We start from the raw sequence: 15,366 nt of genomic DNA, 5'->3' as shown, positions 1-15,366 counted from the left end.
GGCGTGGCCTGATGCCTGACTTTACAACCTGAACCTACCCGCCAGCGCTGTCATCTGCCCGACCAACCCCGACAGCGCCTTGCTCGCTTCGCTGGTTTGCTGTGCGCCCGCCGCCGAATGGTTCGACAGCTCGCGAATGTTCAGCAAGTTACGGTCCACTTCCCGCGCCACTTGGGCCTGCTCTTCGGCCGCACTGGCAATGACCAGGTTGCGCTCGTTGATTTCACCGATCGCACTGTAGATGCCCTCCAGCACCTGCCCTGAGGCCAGGGTCACATCCAGCGTCGACTGGGCACGGTTGGTACTGGCCTGCATCGAAGCCACCGCGGCCTCGGTACCGGCCTGCACGCGGCCGATCATCTGCTCGATCTCCTGGGTCGACTGTTGTGTGCGGTAGGCCAATGTGCGCACTTCATCCGCCACCACCGCGAAGCCACGGCCGGCCTCACCTGCGCGGGCAGCCTCGATGGCCGCATTGAGCGCCAGCAGGTTGGTTTGCTCGGACACCGAGCGGATCACCTCCAGCACCTTGCCGATATCCCGTACCTGCCCGACCAGTTGCTCCAGGTGCGCACTGCTGGTCTGGATCTCGCGGGTCATGGCCTCGGTGCCGTCGATGTTGTCACTGACCTGACGACGGCTTTGTGCGGCCAGCTGGTTGGACTCACTGGTGGTCTGCGAAGTGGTGATGGCATTGCGTGCAACCTCCTCCACAGCGGTGGTCATTTCGGTCACGGCAGTAGCGGCCTGCTCCAGCTCTTGCCCCTGCTGGCGCAGGTTGTTGGCGCTTTCCTCGGTGACCGCGTTCAATGCCGTGGCAGCAGCGTCCAGCTGCCGGGCGCAGTGGTCGATTTGCCCAAGGGTATCGCGCTGGCTCTGCTGCATGCGTTGCAGCTCATGGAACAGCTGGCCGATCTCGTTAGTGCCCTGCCCTTGCACCGGCACGCTAAGGTCGCCACCGGCAATGCGCTGGAAATGCCGACCGGCTTCACGCAACGGGTGCAGTACCCGCTGGGCAATGAAGGCCCAGCACAGCACCGCCAACAGCAAGGTCACACCCAGCAGGCCCAGGCTCAGCCATTGCGCACGGGCCAGGCGCCGGTCGGACTCAAGCATGATCTGCTGACCACGTTCACTCAGTGCGCCAACCAGTTGCTGGCGCAACGCTTGCAACCGGCCCATGGCATTGCCGGCGTCGCTGTTGACCTTGAAGTACTGCTCCAGCGAGCGCTGGCGGGTCGCTTCCCGCTGCCCGGCCACTGCCTTGGCGTACTCGGCAAAGGTAACCTGCAGCTCGATGGCCAGTGTGCGAAGGGCGGCCTCGCGCGCGTTTTCGACAAATTCGTCGACCAGCTTCTGGCTCTTGTCGTTCAGCTCGACCGACAGCGCCATGCGCTTGCCTGCGCTCTCGTCATGGCCACCCAGCTGCTCGATGAAACCCGAGGACACATTGGCACTGGAACGAATCGCCATGAGCAACGCATTGTTCAACCGGTCCGACTGGTGTGCGGTCTGGTCCAGTTCGGTGATCTGCTGGTCACTGCCCACCGCTGCCCACCAGGCGCTCACGGTAGAAAACAGCAAGGTCAGGCTGAACAGCGACAATACCCAGAACATTCCGGTACGTATCTTCAGGTTGGCAAGCATGCGGGCAGTACTCCTGGTTGGCACCACTTCTGGTCGATGATTCGACGGTGGGTGTGCTGCTATCGGAGGTGCCGGCGCAGGCTTGAGGTGCCTGGAGGCGGTTATGGGCGGTAACCGAACAGATTGCGAACAGGCCAGCCTCAACGCCCGAGGAAGTCGACCACAGCCTCAGCGAACGCCTGGGGTTGATCCAGCATGACGAAGTGGAAGCTGCCGTCGATCCGCTTGAAACTGATGCCCCGCGTGCCGGCATAGGCATCAGCGAAGGTTGCATCGACACGGGCCGCAGGTATGCCATACAGCGGGTCATAGGCATACACGACCTCTACCGGTGCCTGGATACGGCCGAGTTCCGGGCGCAAGTCGGTGGTCATCAGTTCATGGGTGGCATCGGCTACCGTCTTGCGGTCCGAGCGCAGCGCTGCATCGACCAGTGCCGGCCTGGCCGCTGCGGTCTTGGCCAACCGGTCGATGGCTGCCCGCTGCATCGTTTCGGCCTGCGCTGCCGGTGCCGCCAACATCGCCTCGCGCAAGGCGCCAGCCTGTGGTGCTGCCGTTTCAGCGGTTGCCGCCGGATCGATCAATAGCGTGTAGAACGGCAGCGCGTCGACCACCATCAGCCGCCCCACCTGCTCGGGGTGACGCGCGCCGAGCATCAGCGCAACCTCGCCGCCCAGCGAATGACCAATGATGGCCGGTGCCTTCAGGTGCTGGCGGCGGATATAGTCTGCGACTGCCTCGGCCACGGGAGCTGCCACGCGCCCCTGCGCAGCGGGCACGGCAGGCGCGCCGGCAAAACCTGCAACCTGCACCAGATGCAGGCGGTGCTGCTGGCGCAGCGCACTGGCGAGCCCTGCCCATACCTCACGCGATGAGGCCAACCCAGGGATCAGGATAACGTCTGGCCCAGCGCCCTCAACCTGCACAGAAATGCGTTCATCAGCCGTAGGCACTGGCTGGCCTGGTGCGGCTAACGCCGAAGACAGGGCAACGCTGGCAGCGATTGCCGCAAGCAGGGTTCGTACACGCATAGTGGCCATTCCTTTGACTTGAACCTGGAAAAGCCCGCCACTATAAGGCGTGCCACACGGCATGGGTAAACTATCGTTTGCAACCCGGTACGCTACACCGTTAAAGTCAGGGCCTGGGCGCCGGCTGCGCCTGCGGTCCGCGCGAAGGGGTTGCCCGAGCCATGTACCCCTACATTTTCGTACCAGCTCCCGGCTTGTCGGCGGACCGAGCCCCAAAGGAGTTGGCATGCCCGCCATCAATGCATCTCGCCACCACGGCCTGCTCGACCTGCCTGCCTTGCGCAAACGCGCCAAGCGCTTGCTGACTGCACTGAAAAACCACGAAGCCGACGACACCCGCGAGCAATTGCGCACGCTTGGCCTGCCCGGCCCCGACTACCGGCTTGCCGATACCCAATGGCTGGTCGCCCGCGAGGCCGGATTCGCCAGCTGGCCCAGGCTCAAGGCCCATGCCGATGCCGTGGCGTTCGCCGCGCGCCATCCCGGTTTTTCTGCGGATGACGAGGCTGCCGTACAGCATTGGCGCTGTGGCAACGACATCGCCCACAGCTTGCGCACCGCCGGGTTTACCGGCGCCTTCCAGATGTTCGAAGACCCGATGGTCATGGGGCCGGTACCGGCATTGCCCGAGGCACAGTACTGGCAGGTGCGGGGTGCCTACGTGCAGCAGGCGTTCAAGCTGACCCCACAAGACCTTGAGCAGCGCCAGGCGGTACAGCGCAATGCATTGGCCGGGCTGAGCCACGACAGCCAGATCGTGCTGTGGTGCGAGGCCGACGCCTACGACCAACTGTTCCTGATTCGCGTGCTCGCCAGCCTGCCCGGCCTGCCCCGTCGGCTGGAGCTGATCGAAATTGACCAGGTGCCCGGTATCGAGCGCTTCATCGGCATCGGCCAACTGGCCCCCGACCTGCTGGCCTGGCTGTGGCCACAACGTCGCGCACTGGGCGAGGATGCACTGGCCCTGGCGCGCCAGGCATGGGCGGCCTACACCGCACCAGACCCACAGGCCTGGGCACGCCTGGCTGGCCGCCAGCATCCGGCCTTGCCACTGCTGGGTCGGGCACTGGCGCGCCAGCTGCAAGAGCTGCCGGGGGCGATCGACGGTTTGAGCCTTACCGAACGCCTGTTGCTGCGTGCGCTGGCGTCACGCGGCGAGATGGCGGCCGGGCGCGTATTTGGCCAGTTGATGATGCAGGATGATCCCCTGCCTTACTTGGGCGACATGATGTTCCATGTCCTGCTGCAGCCCCTGATCCATGGGCCGCAGCCATTACTGCTGGAAGGCCCCGGAGAAGCCTGGGCACAGCGGCAGTTGCAGCTGACCCCGCTTGCCGAACAGGTGCTTGCCGGGAAGGTGCACTGGCTCGATTGCCACCCCGCACCGCGTTGGGTTGGCGGGGTGCTGATCGATGCGGCGGACAGGCCTTGGGTGGTCAACGAGCAAGGCGAGGTGTGGCGGCGTCGATAGCGGCTCAACAAGGGGGCCGCTGAGCGGCCTGCGCCAAACGTTGCGTGGCCAGCCGGATCTCATCCACATCCAGCGAAGCAAACCCCAGGCGCAGGGCGTTCTCGGCATGGCCAAACGGGGAAAACTGCCGCCCACTGCGCACCACAAGGTCCAGCTCCAGCGCTTTCTCGACCAATTCATCCACATTGATTTCGTCGACAAAGCGCACCCACAGCGCCAGGCCCCCTTCCGGCTCCTGTACGCAAATGTGCTCGCCAAACGCTTCGTGCAAGCACGCCAACAGGGTCTCCCGGCGTCGGCGGTACTCGCGGTTGACCCGGCGCAAGTGCTTCTTCAGCTCGCCCTCATTGATCAAGTCCGCCAGCATGCGCTGCATCACCGCATCACCCTGCCCCAAGGTCAGCGTCGCCCGGCGCTCCAGCACGGCAATCACCTCCACGGGCGCCACGATGTAACTGCAGCGAAACGTGCTGCCCAAGGGCTTGGACATCGTGCCGATGTAGATCACATGCCGCTGCTGGCGGTCGCTGGCCAAAGGCAGGTAGGGCCGCCCGGAGAAGTGGTATTCGTAGTCGTAGTCTTCCTCGACCACGCAAAAGTCGTGCTGGCGTGCCAGCTCCAGCAACTGCTGCCGGCGCCCGGCCGGCAGGCTGACCGTGGTGGGGAACTGGTGATGGGGCGTGATGTACATCATCCGTACCTTGTGCTGCCGGCACAGGGCATCGAGCTGATCGACCCGGCAGCCCTCATGGTCCAGTTCCACGGTGACCAGCCGGGCACCCAGTTGACGGAAAATCTCCCACGCAGGCGGATAACTCAGGCGCTCGACCAGCACAACATCACCCGGCTTGAGCAACACGCTGGCCACCAGCGACAACGACATCTGCACCCCTTGGGTCAGGCAGATATGCTCGGCGCCAACGTTCAGGCTGCGATTGTGCCGCAGCATGTCAGCCAGGGCGCTGCGCAGGTAGCGGCTGCTGCATTCACTGCCGTGGCGCACGCTGTTGCTGGTGAAACTGCTGCGCAAGGCATTGCGGTAATAGCGGTGCAGTACAGCTTGCGGCAGCAGGCGGTGGTCACACGCACCGTTGTCGAAAAACAACGCACCTGGTCGCCCCTGCTGCGCGGCGGCCTGCTCGTTCGCCGCAAAGTAGGCAACAGCGGGTTCCTCGGGCAGCGCCAGGGCAAAGCGCCGGGTGGCATCCGGTTCGGCCCGCGCGCTGGCCGCCAGCTGCTGGCTGACAAAGGTGCCCCGGCGCTGCACGCTTTGCAGCCAGCCTTTGGTTTCGGCTTCCTCATAGGCCAGGATCACCGTCTTGCGGTTGACGTTCAGCAATTGCGCCATCTCCCGCGTGCCCGGCAAGGGCGTGCCAGGGCGCAGGCGACCCTCACTGATCGCGGCCACCAGCCCCTCGACAATCTGCCGGTACGAAGCTTGCGCCCCGTCGAGCTTGAGCAGCGGTTGCCATTTACGAAGCTGGACCATGTGAATTATCCAAATCTGGAGGTTCTGCTGGTCCTGGACTATAGCAACAATCGAAGCTCCATTTGAGCCGAGGTGTTCATGCAAAGCCGCCACGTCATTGAATTGTCGCCCTCGGGCAAAACGTTCGAAGCCAGCCACGAATTGCTGCTCGATGCCATGCTTGCCAGTGGCCTGCCGGTACCCTTCTCCTGCCGCCGTGGCGCCTGTGGCTCGTGCAAGGTCAAGGTGGTGTCGGGGCAGTATCACGACAAGCAGCGAGATGCGGACACACCGGCCCCCTCCTATCCCCTGGCTGCCGACGAGATGCTGCTGTGCCAGAGCCACGCCTGCAGCGACATGCGCCTGGAGATACCCGGCTGGTCACTGGATACCCCGGCACTGGAAGTCCACGCCCAGGTGGTTGGCCAGCGCGCGCTGAGCACGGATATCGTCGAGCTCGTGCTGCAGCCTGCCCAGCCACTGGATGTTCGGGCCGGCCAGTATGTGCGGTTCCAGCTGGGCAATGGCGACAGCCGCTGTTTCTCCATTGCCAACCTGCCGGCACAGGAACAGGGGCAACTGGTGTTTCACATTCGCAAGGTCAGCGGTGGCCTGTTCACCGAAGGCGTGCTGCCCACCCTGCAGGCAGGCGCTTCAGTAACGCTCGAAGGCCCACTGGGCGCCTGCACCTGGCAACACGAGGACCAACGCCCGTTGGTGCTGTTCGCCACCGGCACAGGTTATGCCGGCATCAAGCCTTTGCTGCTCACTGCCCTGGCCCGCGATGCCGAGGTCACGTTGTATTGGGGCGGTTCATCGCAAGCGGACTTCTACGACCATGACTTTCTCGAACAAGCCAGCCGTGCGCACCCACACTTTCGCTGGTACCCGGTACGCTCGGACCAGGCGCGAGTGCAGCAGGCGGCGCTGGCCCACCCGCATCGCTGGGACGATACCCAGGTCTACGCCTGCGGCAATGCCACAATGATCAGACAGGCCCGCGAACATTGTATTGCCGCAGGCGTACACCCCCATCGTTTTGTCGCTGAAGCCTTTGTCGCCAGTGGCACACCGGCAGCGCAGGCCTCATCGGCCAGCACACTGCACCCAGAGCTGGAAAAGGTCGGCCCACGCTATTCGCTGGACGGCATGCTTGCAGCCCGCGAGCAGTCGGTACGGTCCGTGGCCGCGATAGCCAGTCAACTGCAGGTCGGCATGACCACTGCCCAGGCGCTTGAAATGGCCGCGCAAACCCTGCAGGCCATGGGTGCGTCGCACACCTGGCACCCCACCTACATCCGCTTCGGCGATGACACCGTGCGTACCCCGCGACAAGGTATTGATCTGCAACGCGTATTACGTACTACGGATATCGTCGTGGTCGACGTCGGCCCGGTCTGGGATGGCTACGAAGGTGACTATGGCGACACCTTCGTGTTCGGCGAGCACGCGCTGCACCACGCCTGCGTCAAGGCATTGCATGAGGTGTTCGACGAAACCCGTCAGGCCTGGGGGCGTGGGCTGACGGGGCGCGAACTGTATGACTTCGCCGAGCGCAGTGCCCAGGCCAAAGGCTGGCAGCTTGAGCGCAACCTGGCCGGGCACCGCATCGCCGATTTCCCCCATGTGCTGTATGGGCAGGACAAACTGGCCGAGGTAGAGATCGTCCCTAGCGAGGTGGTATGGGTACTGGAAATACAGCTGTGCCACCCTACCGAACCCGTCGGGGCGTTTTTTGAAGACATCCTGATTGGCGAGGCCAGGCCAGTCGTGGCTACGGCAGCTTGAAACGACCGTCAGGACGCAAGGTGCGCGTCAATCAGGCGCGCAACCGCTTCGGCATGGCTGTGGCTCGATGCCCGAAACGCCACCACGGCTACGGCGATGCCTGCTGCCAGCGCCAAGGCAAATCCCCACTGCACACCGGCGGCGTCGACTATACGACCGGCCCCGGCTGCCCCCAGCGCAACCCCGACATTCAGCCCGGCAAGCAGCCAGGTCATACCCTCTGTCACTTGCCGTTCGGGCACCTGGCGCTCCAGCAGCGTCATCGCCACGATCATGGTAGGGGCGAAGAACAGCCCAGCCGCCAGCATTGCAACAGCAAGGCCAGGAATACCGTTCACGGCCACCAGGGGCAACGTTGTCACGCCCGTCGCCAACGCGGCCACCAGCAGCTGACGGTGCAGAGGAAATTTCGGCCGAAGGGCTCCGAACAACAACCCTGACACGCAGGAGCCCACGGCATAAACCGACAACACACCACTGGCTGCTGCCGGGCGGTTCAATTGCTCGGCAAACGCCACACTGACGATATCCACGGTGCCGACGATGACGCCCATGACCATTAACAGCAACGTCAACAGCCGTACGCTCGACAATCGGATGACAGAGCGAGGGCGGGCTGAAGAAAAGGGCTGAGCCTCGACCGCAGGCTCGGTAGTTCGCTGAACCAGTAACGCGACCATCCCGAGCAGCAGCAACGCTGCCGCTATCAACAGAGCAGCTTGGGGCAAAACCATGATGGAGAGCCCGATTGCCAGCGGCGGCCCAAGGATGAAGGAGACTTCGTCAAAGACCGTCTCCAGCGAGTACGCCGTCGACAACTGTGGTTGGCCTCGATAGAGCGCTGTCCAACGGGCCCGCACCATGGCCGAGATGCTCGGCATGAAACCGGCCAGCAACGCGCCGATGAACAGGCTCCAGCCTGGCGCCTGCCACTTCGCGCTGGCGGCCAGCACCAATAGTCCGATAACACTTGTTGCGGTAGCGAAAGGCAACACCTTGCGCTGCCCTTTCAGGTCTACCAGCCTTGATACCTGAGGTGAGAGCAGCGCGTAGGCAAGCACGAATGTTGCTGAGACCATGCCAGCCAGCGCATAGCTGCCTCGCAGTTGGGACAGCATCGTGATGATGCCAATACCCGTCATCGGCAGCGGTATCCGGGCAAGCAGGCCAGCCAGGGAGAACGCCCTGCTGCCAGGCGCGTTGAACAGTTCTCGGTAAGGTGTGGCCATGTGGATCTCCTTGAAACCAGCTTGCACGTCAAATGCGTTGAGGTGGAAAATACATACGCGGCGTATGAATAAGATCGTATATTCATACGCCTCGTATGTAAATAATCATGCAGCTCGTATGTAAGGAGAGAGCAAATGGCTCGCCGCACCCGTGCCGAGATGGAAGAAACCCGAGCGGCTTTACTGGCCGCAGCCCGAAGGGTTTTCAGTGAAAAGGGTTATGCCGAAACATCGATGGACGACCTGACTGCACAGGCAGGCCTTACCCGTGGCGCGCTTTATCACCACTTTGGCGATAAGAAAGGGTTGCTTGCGGCAGTCGTCGAGCAGATCGATTCGGAGATGGATGCGCGGCTGCAAGCAATCTCCGATAACGCCGAAAACGCGTGGGAAGGTTTTCAAGGGCGCTGCGAGGCGTATCTGCAGATGGCACTGGAACCTGAAATCCAGCGCCTGGTGCTGCGGGACGCCAGAGCCGTTCTGGGGGATGCGTCACCAGAAGCACAGCGTCATTGCGTCAAATCCATGCAGCACTTGATCGACAGCCTCATCGCGCAAGGCGTGGTAGCTGAAATGGACTCCGAGGCGTTGGCATTGCTGATCTATGGCAGCTTGTCTGAAGCCAGCTTCTGGATCGCCGACGGGGATCAAGCATCTGCACGCTTCAGGAGTGCGACTGACGCGCTCAAGTTGCTGCTACGTGGGTTGTTGGTTAGCACTTGATCGGAGCGCATTGCCTGGGGATGACGGGGCTCATCCAAAGCCCCGCCGCTTTCCCCCACCCACTATCTCTGACTCAAAGCCGCAATCGAAACACCGGAGGCGACGAAGGTGAGGCCTGCGCCCACGTTTAGGCCATTTACCAGCCGTGGCCGCTGGTACAGGTACCGAGATAACACGGTGGCGAAAATGCCCATCAAGGCAAAACCAAAAGCTGTGAGTACAGCAAACCACACCCCGTAAACCACCATTTGCACGCTGACCGACCGGCGAGCCGGATCGACAAACTGGGGAATGAATGCCAGTACGAACAAACCAGGCTTCGGGTTGAGCCCAGCCGAAAGCAGACCCGTTAGAAAAATGTTGGGCAACGATTGCCGGGACGCCGGCTGGCAGGAGGACAGATGCAACAACCGTCCCCGACATTCTTCAACTTGCTGGAACTGGAAGGCCTTGCCGCTGGCATCATTCCACGCGCAGCCTTCAGCTCGGTGACGCTTGACCTAAGAACAATGGCTAGTTCTGTGCCGGCTCATACAGGCTCACCGCGCTGGCGTCCACCGCCTTTGGCAGCAGCCCCTCGCGATAGAACGCATCGGCGATGCGCTGCTGCTCAGCCAGGTTGTCCAGCTTTACCGGCTGCACGTCATAACTGCGCCGGGCGTTGGCCTGCTGAACCGTGGCGCTGTCCAGGTTGCCCCACAACGGGCCGAGAATACGCGCAGCCTCCGCCGGATTGGCCTTGGTCCAGGCACCTGCCTCGCGCAGAGCCAGGTACACCTGCTGCAGCACCTCGGGGTGGGCCTTGGCATAGTCGCTGCCGGCCAGGTAGTAGCGCTGGTAGCTGGCCAGCTCGCTGCCATCGGCCAGGATACGCGCGTTCTGCTGGCGCTGGGCACTGGCCACGTACGGGTCCCAGGTCACCCAGGCATCGACCTTGTGGTTCTCGAAGGCGGCTCGGCCGTCGGCGGGAATCAGGTAGGCCGGGGTGATGTCCTTGAAGGTCAGCCCGGCCTTGGCCAAAGCCTGGATCAGCAGGTAGTGGCTTCCGGCAGCTTTGGTCACCGCCACACGCTTGCCCTTGAGGTCGGCCAGTGTCTTGAGCGGTGAGTCTACCGGCACCAGGATCGCCTGGGCCGTAGGTGACGGGGTTTCCCGGGCAAAGTACGTGAGCTTGGCGCCAGCCGCCTGGGTGAACACCGGCACGGTGTCGGCCACGTCCGCCGACAGGTCGACATTACCCAGGTTCAGCGCCTCCAGCAGCGGCAGGCCGCTGGGGAATTCGTGCCAGCTAATGCGGATGCCCTCGGCTAGCAGGCGCTGTTCGAGGGTGCCGCGGGCCTTGAGCAGGGTCAGCAGGGTCGAAGATTTCTGGTAGCCGATGCGCAGGGTCTGTTCAGCATGGGCAAGGCTCGGCAACAAGGCGCTGGCCAGCAGCGCCAGCGCTACACGGCGCAGGGGTTTAAAGCTCATGGGATAGATCTCCGGGTCAGGGTTGCGCGGCCAGCTTGGCGTTGGTCGGCACGGTAAAGCCGGTGGCGAAGGTCGGGGGCACGTCGAGGCGTTGGTTCATCAGGCCGTGGGCCTGGTAGAAGTCGGCGGTTTCCTGCTGTTCGGCCACGGTGCGTGGGTCAATCACCTGCCAGCGCAGCTGGCGCCGCTCGAATTGCAGGCGCGCGGCGTCTTCGGGGAAACCGATGATCGCGGCCAGGGTCTTGGAGTAGCTGTCCAGGTGCTGGTTGGCCCACACCTGGGCGCCGGCCAGGCGGTTGAGGTAGTCCTGCAGCGCGGCGCGTCGGGCGGGTTCATCCAGGGCCTTGTCGGTGGCCGCGAGGAAGCTGTTACCGCTGGATAGACCGCGGCCGTTCACCAGCACCCGGCCCTGCCCGCTCAGCTCGGCCAGCGCGGTGTAGGGTTCCCAGGTCGACCAGGCGTCCACCGAACCGTTGGCCAGGGCGATCTTGGCGTCCACCGGGCCGAGAAAACGAAACTCCACGTCCTTTTCGCTCAAGCCGACCTGATCCAGCGCCTTGAGCGCCAGGTGATGCCCGATCGAGCCGCGCCCGGTGGCAATGCGCTTGCCCTTGAGGTCGGCGGCGCTGCGCAGTTGAGCGTCCGGACGCACCAGCAGCGCGGTGCCATAGGGGTCGGACTTGTCCACCGCGATGGCCTTGACCGGCGCCCCCGAAGCCAGCACGAAGAGCAACGGCGCATCGCCGATGATGCCGGCGTCGATGGCGCCGGCATTGAGCGCCTCGGCCAGCGGTGCGGCGGCGGGAAATTCAGCCCAGTGAATGTCATAGGGCAAATCGCGCAGGGCGTCGGCGGCCTCCAGTTGGGCGCGCATGTTGCCTTTCTGGTCGCCGATACGCAGGGTCAGGCGCTCGCTGGCGGCAGCCTGGCTGGCCAGCAGCACGGCGGCGGCAAGGGTCAGCAACTTCGAACGGATGGACATGGCGCTCCTCGGTGTCGTGGCGGGCGGCGTCTTGCGGCCCGGGAGCTGCGACTGTAGCGAGAAGTGCTTAATTACAAAAATTGATTTTAGGAATAACCTAATATGCAAATTTACAGAATACCTGTAGGCGCGGCTTTAGCCGCGAACACCGGCGTAGCCGGTGCCATACACCGCGTTGTCTGCTTCGCGGCTAAAGCCGCTGCCACAGGGTACGCGGCGCGCTAGCGAAATCAGTTCTCTGCGCGATAGCGCATGGGTGATCTCCTGCAAGAATGTATGGCATTACATAGAACCAAGATTATGCTAATACCTTATTTTTTCCGTTCTCTTGCGTGAGCACCGAACATGAAAATCGATGACATGGACGCCTTCGTGGCGGTCATTCGTTGCCAGTCGACCAACCTCGCCGCCGAGGCCCTGCAACTCACCCAACCGGCCATCACCCGCCGGGTGCAGAACTTCGAGGAAGACCTCGGCGCCACCCTGCTCGACCGCAACACCAAGCCGCTCAAGCCCACGCCCATGGGCCTGCGGGTGTACGAGCAGTGCAAGGCGATCCTGCGCGAGATCGACTCGCTGCGCGAACTGGTGGCCAACGACGGCGCCCCCTCCGGCACCCTGCGCCTGGGCGTGCCGCAGACGCTGGGCGATGTGGTGCTGCTCGACGCCCTGGCGCAGATCCGCGAGGCCTACCCGCAACTGCGCACCCAGGTCAGCAGCGGCTGGGGCAGCAGCCTGATCGCGCGCATGGAGAACGGCGAGCTGGACGCCGCCGCTGCGCTGTTCCCGCCGGGCAAGATCTTCCCCGAGGGCATCGCCAGCCAGTCCATCGCGCGCATGCCGCTCAAGGTGGTGGCCGCCAAGGGCAGTGCCGGCAAACGCAACTACAAGTTGCGCGACTGCTACACCCGTGGCTGGGTGCTCAACCCCGATGGCTGCGGTTTTCGCGCAGGCTTACAGCGGGCGCTGAGCGAACAGGGACTGAGCCTGTCGATCAACCTGGAGACCTTCGGCACCGAGCTGCAACTGGGGCTGGTGGCCAACGGGCAAGGCCTGGGGCTGGTGCCCGAGCCCCTGCTGATGGCCAGCCGGCACCGCGATGCGCTGGAGGTGCTGAATGTGAGCGACTTCAAGCCGCAGGTGGATCTGTGGCTGTTCCATCCGCGTTACCTAGGGAATTTGCAGGGGCCGGTGGAGCTGTTTGGTGAGGTGGCGGGGCATCGGTTGTTGGGTTGAGGGCCTTATCGCAGGCTTCACCAGCGAGTGTCTTCAAGGCCTGCACAATCCTGTGGGAGCTGGAGAAGCCTGCGATACAGGCAACACCCCTCTAAATGCGAAACTCGCATATAAAAATAAAAAATAAATTCTGAAAACTGATAATTAGCATAGAACCAAAAAGACTTTTACAGCCTTCATCCATACGAATACGGTCTTAGCCACACACCGTCATTCAGGGATGAACCCCCATGAGTCACCCTTCCGACAGCGCCCTGGCCGAGCTCACCGAGGCCCTTGCGGCCAACGCCGAGCGCTACGATCGCAGCGCGCAGTTTCCCAAAGACAACTTCGACCTGCTGCAGCGCCACGGCCTGCTGGGCCTCACCGTGCCCCGCGCCCTCGGTGGCGGCGGCGCGGACCTGGCCACCGCGCGCCGGGTGATCGGCGCGGTCGGCAAGGGCGACCCGGCCACCGCGCTGATCCTGGTGATGCAGTACCTGCAACACTTTCGCCTGCAGGATGACACCCGCTGGCCCGCCCACCTGCGCCAGCGCGTGGCCGACGACGCCGTGCGCCACGGTGCCCTGATCAATGCCCTGCGTGTCGAGCCCGAGCTGGGCACCCCGGCCCGTGGCGGGCTGCCGGCCACCGTGGCAAGGCGCACCGCCGAAGGCTGGCGCCTGAGCGGGCGCAAGATCTACTCCACCGGCAGCCACGGCCTGAGCTGGTACCTGGTATGGGGCCGCAGCGATGACAGCGACCCTCTTGTCGGTGGTTTTCTGGTGCACCGCGACACCCCCGGCATCTGCATCATCGACGACTGGGACCACCTGGGCATGCGCGCCACGTGCAGCCACGAAGTGCGTTTCGACGACGTGCTGATCCCCCTCGACCACGCCGTCAGCGTCAGCCCCGCCAGCGCACCGCGCGCCGAACTCGATGGCGAGGGGCTGCTGTGGATGGCCGTGCTGCTGCCAGCGGTGTACGACGGCGTGGCCCGTGCTGCACGGGACTGGCTGGCGCGCTTTCTTACCGAGCGCACGCCGTCCAACCTCGGCGCACCGCTGGCCAGCCTGCCACGCTTCCAGGACGTGCTCGGGCGCATCGACACCCTGCTGTTCGCCAACCAGAGCCTGCTCGATTCAGCCGCTGCCGGGCACATCGCCCCAAGTCATGCCGGGCAGATCAAGCACCTGGTCAGCGCCAACGCCATCCAGGCCGTGGAGCTGGCCATCGAGGCCGCCGGCAACCCGGGCCTTTCGCGGCGCAACCCACTGGAGCGGCATTACCGCGACGTGCTGTGCAGCCGCATCCACACCCCACAGGACGACGTGGTGTTCGGCCAGGTCGGCCGCAACGCATTGACGGAGCTAGTCGCATGAGCCATTCGATCATCGCCAGCCAGCTGGACGCCCAGGCCAACCAGGCCCTGCGCGAACGGCTGGTGGACCACGAAGTGGTGGATATTCCCTTCGGCCAACTGAACATCGATGTGCCCGCCGATGTGTTCATCCTGCGCCCGGTGAACGTTCGCGGGCAGCGGGTCGACAGCCCACCGCCGGGCTGGCCCTGGAACCTGAAGTGGGTGCAACTGGTGTCCTCGGGCATCGACTTCTACCCCGACTGGGTGTTCCAGGGCCCGCCGGTCACCAGCGGCAAGGGCGCCAACGCCGAGCACGTGGCCGAGTTCGCCCTGGCCCTGGTGTTCGCCGCCGCCAAGCAACTGCCGGGGCTGTGGGTCAAGGACGCCGACTGGCGCCTGACCCCGCTGGCCCCGGTACGTGGCCGCACCCTGGGCATTCTCGGCTTTGGCAGCATCGGCCAGAGCCTGGCGCGCAAGGCGCAGGCCCTCGGCCTGCGGGTGCTGGCCCTGAGCCGCCCCGGCCAACCCATCGCCGAGATTCCCGGCGTGGAGCGTGCGGCCGATCTGCGTGAACTGTTCGCCGGCAGCGACCACCTGGTGCTGGCCGCCCCGCTGACCCCCGCCACCCGCGGGCTGATCGACCGCCAGGTGCTGGCCCATGCCCGCCCCGGGTTGCACCTGATCAACATCGCCCGGGGCGGCCTGCTCGATCAGGAGGCGCTGCTCGACGCGCTGGACAGCGGCCTGATCGGCCGCGCCAGCCTCGATGTCACCGAGCCCGAGCCGCTGCCGGCGGGCCATGCGCTGTACCACCACCCACGGGTGTTCCTGTCACCGCACACCTCGGCCATTTCCGAGGACGGTTACCCGGCCTTCCTCGACGCCTTCATCGCCAACTTCCACCGCTACCGCGAGCAGGCGCCCCTGGCCAACCTGGTCGATACCACGCGCGGCTACTGATCACCGGAGAACACAC

General features: G+C 64.2%; 12 protein-coding genes and 1 pseudogene. 6 read left to right on the top strand and 7 right to left on the bottom strand.

Features of this window, described 5'->3' with window-relative positions:
- Window positions 1-21: 21 nt before the first annotated feature.
- Window positions 22-1,647 carry a methyl-accepting chemotaxis protein gene (locus N436_RS22220; protein WP_105948651.1) on the bottom strand — a complete coding sequence of 542 codons (1,626 nt, stop codon included), beginning with the start codon at window positions 1,645-1,647 and terminating at the stop codon, window positions 22-24.
- Window positions 1,648-1,787: 140 nt separating this feature from the next.
- Complete coding sequence (locus tag N436_RS22215) at window positions 1,788-2,678, bottom strand: alpha/beta fold hydrolase (protein ID WP_110741962.1); 891 nt, start codon at window positions 2,676-2,678, stop codon at window positions 1,788-1,790.
- Window positions 2,679-2,904: 226 nt separating this feature from the next.
- Here N436_RS22215 and N436_RS22210 point away from each other — a divergent pair, with 226 nt between their 5' ends.
- Window positions 2,905-4,149, top strand: a complete 1,245-nt coding sequence (locus N436_RS22210; RefSeq protein WP_110741961.1) for a DUF1835 domain-containing protein — start codon at window positions 2,905-2,907, stop codon at window positions 4,147-4,149.
- 4 nt (window positions 4,150-4,153) lie between these two features.
- On the opposite strand, the gene N436_RS22205 is transcribed toward N436_RS22210, so the two are convergent.
- Complete coding sequence (locus tag N436_RS22205; protein ID WP_110741960.1) at window positions 4,154-5,638, bottom strand: PLP-dependent aminotransferase family protein; 1,485 nt, start codon at window positions 5,636-5,638, stop codon at window positions 4,154-4,156.
- Between the two features lie 78 nt (window positions 5,639-5,716).
- Between N436_RS22205 and N436_RS22200 the strand changes: the two genes are divergently transcribed.
- Window positions 5,717-7,405 carry an NAD(P)H dependent flavin oxidoreductase family protein gene (locus N436_RS22200; RefSeq protein WP_110741959.1) on the top strand — a complete coding sequence of 563 codons (1,689 nt, stop codon included), beginning with the start codon at window positions 5,717-5,719 and terminating at the stop codon, window positions 7,403-7,405.
- 8 nt (window positions 7,406-7,413) lie between these two features.
- Here N436_RS22200 and N436_RS22195 read toward each other — a convergent pair whose 3' ends face one another.
- Window positions 7,414-8,634, bottom strand: coding sequence for an MFS transporter (locus N436_RS22195; RefSeq protein ID WP_110741958.1), 1,221 nt, complete (start codon window positions 8,632-8,634; stop codon window positions 7,414-7,416).
- A gap of 135 nt (window positions 8,635-8,769) precedes the next feature.
- Between N436_RS22195 and N436_RS22190 the strand changes: the two genes are divergently transcribed.
- The gene (locus tag N436_RS22190) at window positions 8,770-9,357 is read left to right on the top strand and encodes a TetR/AcrR family transcriptional regulator (RefSeq protein WP_110741957.1); all 588 of its coding nucleotides are present in this window, start codon (window positions 8,770-8,772) and stop codon (window positions 9,355-9,357) included.
- A gap of 62 nt (window positions 9,358-9,419) precedes the next feature.
- Here the strand turns inward: N436_RS22190 and N436_RS22185 are convergent.
- From N436_RS22185 to N436_RS22175, 3 genes and pseudogenes are all read right to left on the bottom strand, one after another.
- Window positions 9,420-9,758: pseudogene (locus tag N436_RS22185) on the bottom strand (LysE family translocator); the annotation flags it as partial.
- Window positions 9,759-9,870: 112 nt separating this feature from the next.
- Window positions 9,871-10,827, bottom strand: coding sequence for an aliphatic sulfonate ABC transporter substrate-binding protein (locus N436_RS22180; RefSeq protein ID WP_110741955.1), 957 nt, complete (start codon window positions 10,825-10,827; stop codon window positions 9,871-9,873).
- 16 nt (window positions 10,828-10,843) lie between these two features.
- A complete protein-coding gene (locus N436_RS22175) occupies window positions 10,844-11,809 on the bottom strand; it encodes an ABC transporter substrate-binding protein (RefSeq protein WP_110741954.1) in 966 nt (321 codons plus the stop codon).
- 345 nt (window positions 11,810-12,154) lie between these two features.
- On the opposite strand from N436_RS22175, the gene N436_RS22170 reads away from it, so the two are divergent.
- From N436_RS22170 to N436_RS22160, 3 genes are all read left to right on the top strand, one after another.
- Entirely contained in the window at window positions 12,155-13,045 is an 891-nt protein-coding gene (locus tag N436_RS22170; protein WP_105948640.1) for a LysR family transcriptional regulator, read from the top strand.
- Window positions 13,046-13,275: 230 nt separating this feature from the next.
- Window positions 13,276-14,409, top strand: a complete 1,134-nt coding sequence (locus N436_RS22165; protein WP_110741953.1) for an acyl-CoA dehydrogenase family protein — start codon at window positions 13,276-13,278, stop codon at window positions 14,407-14,409.
- On the top strand, window positions 14,406-15,350 hold the full coding sequence (locus N436_RS22160; protein WP_110741952.1) for a D-isomer specific 2-hydroxyacid dehydrogenase family protein: 945 nt from the start codon (window positions 14,406-14,408) through the stop codon (window positions 15,348-15,350). Before N436_RS22165 ends, N436_RS22160 begins: the two co-directional genes overlap by 4 nt.
- Window positions 15,351-15,366: the final 16 nt, after the last annotated feature.

The organism is Pseudomonas sp. RV120224-01b (assembly GCF_003208145.1).
In the GTDB taxonomy this organism is placed as follows: Bacteria; Pseudomonadota; Gammaproteobacteria; order Pseudomonadales; family Pseudomonadaceae; genus Aquipseudomonas; species Aquipseudomonas monteilii.
The sequence above is the reverse complement of the archived record's forward strand: the minus strand, read 5'-3'. Positions and strand labels throughout refer to the sequence as shown.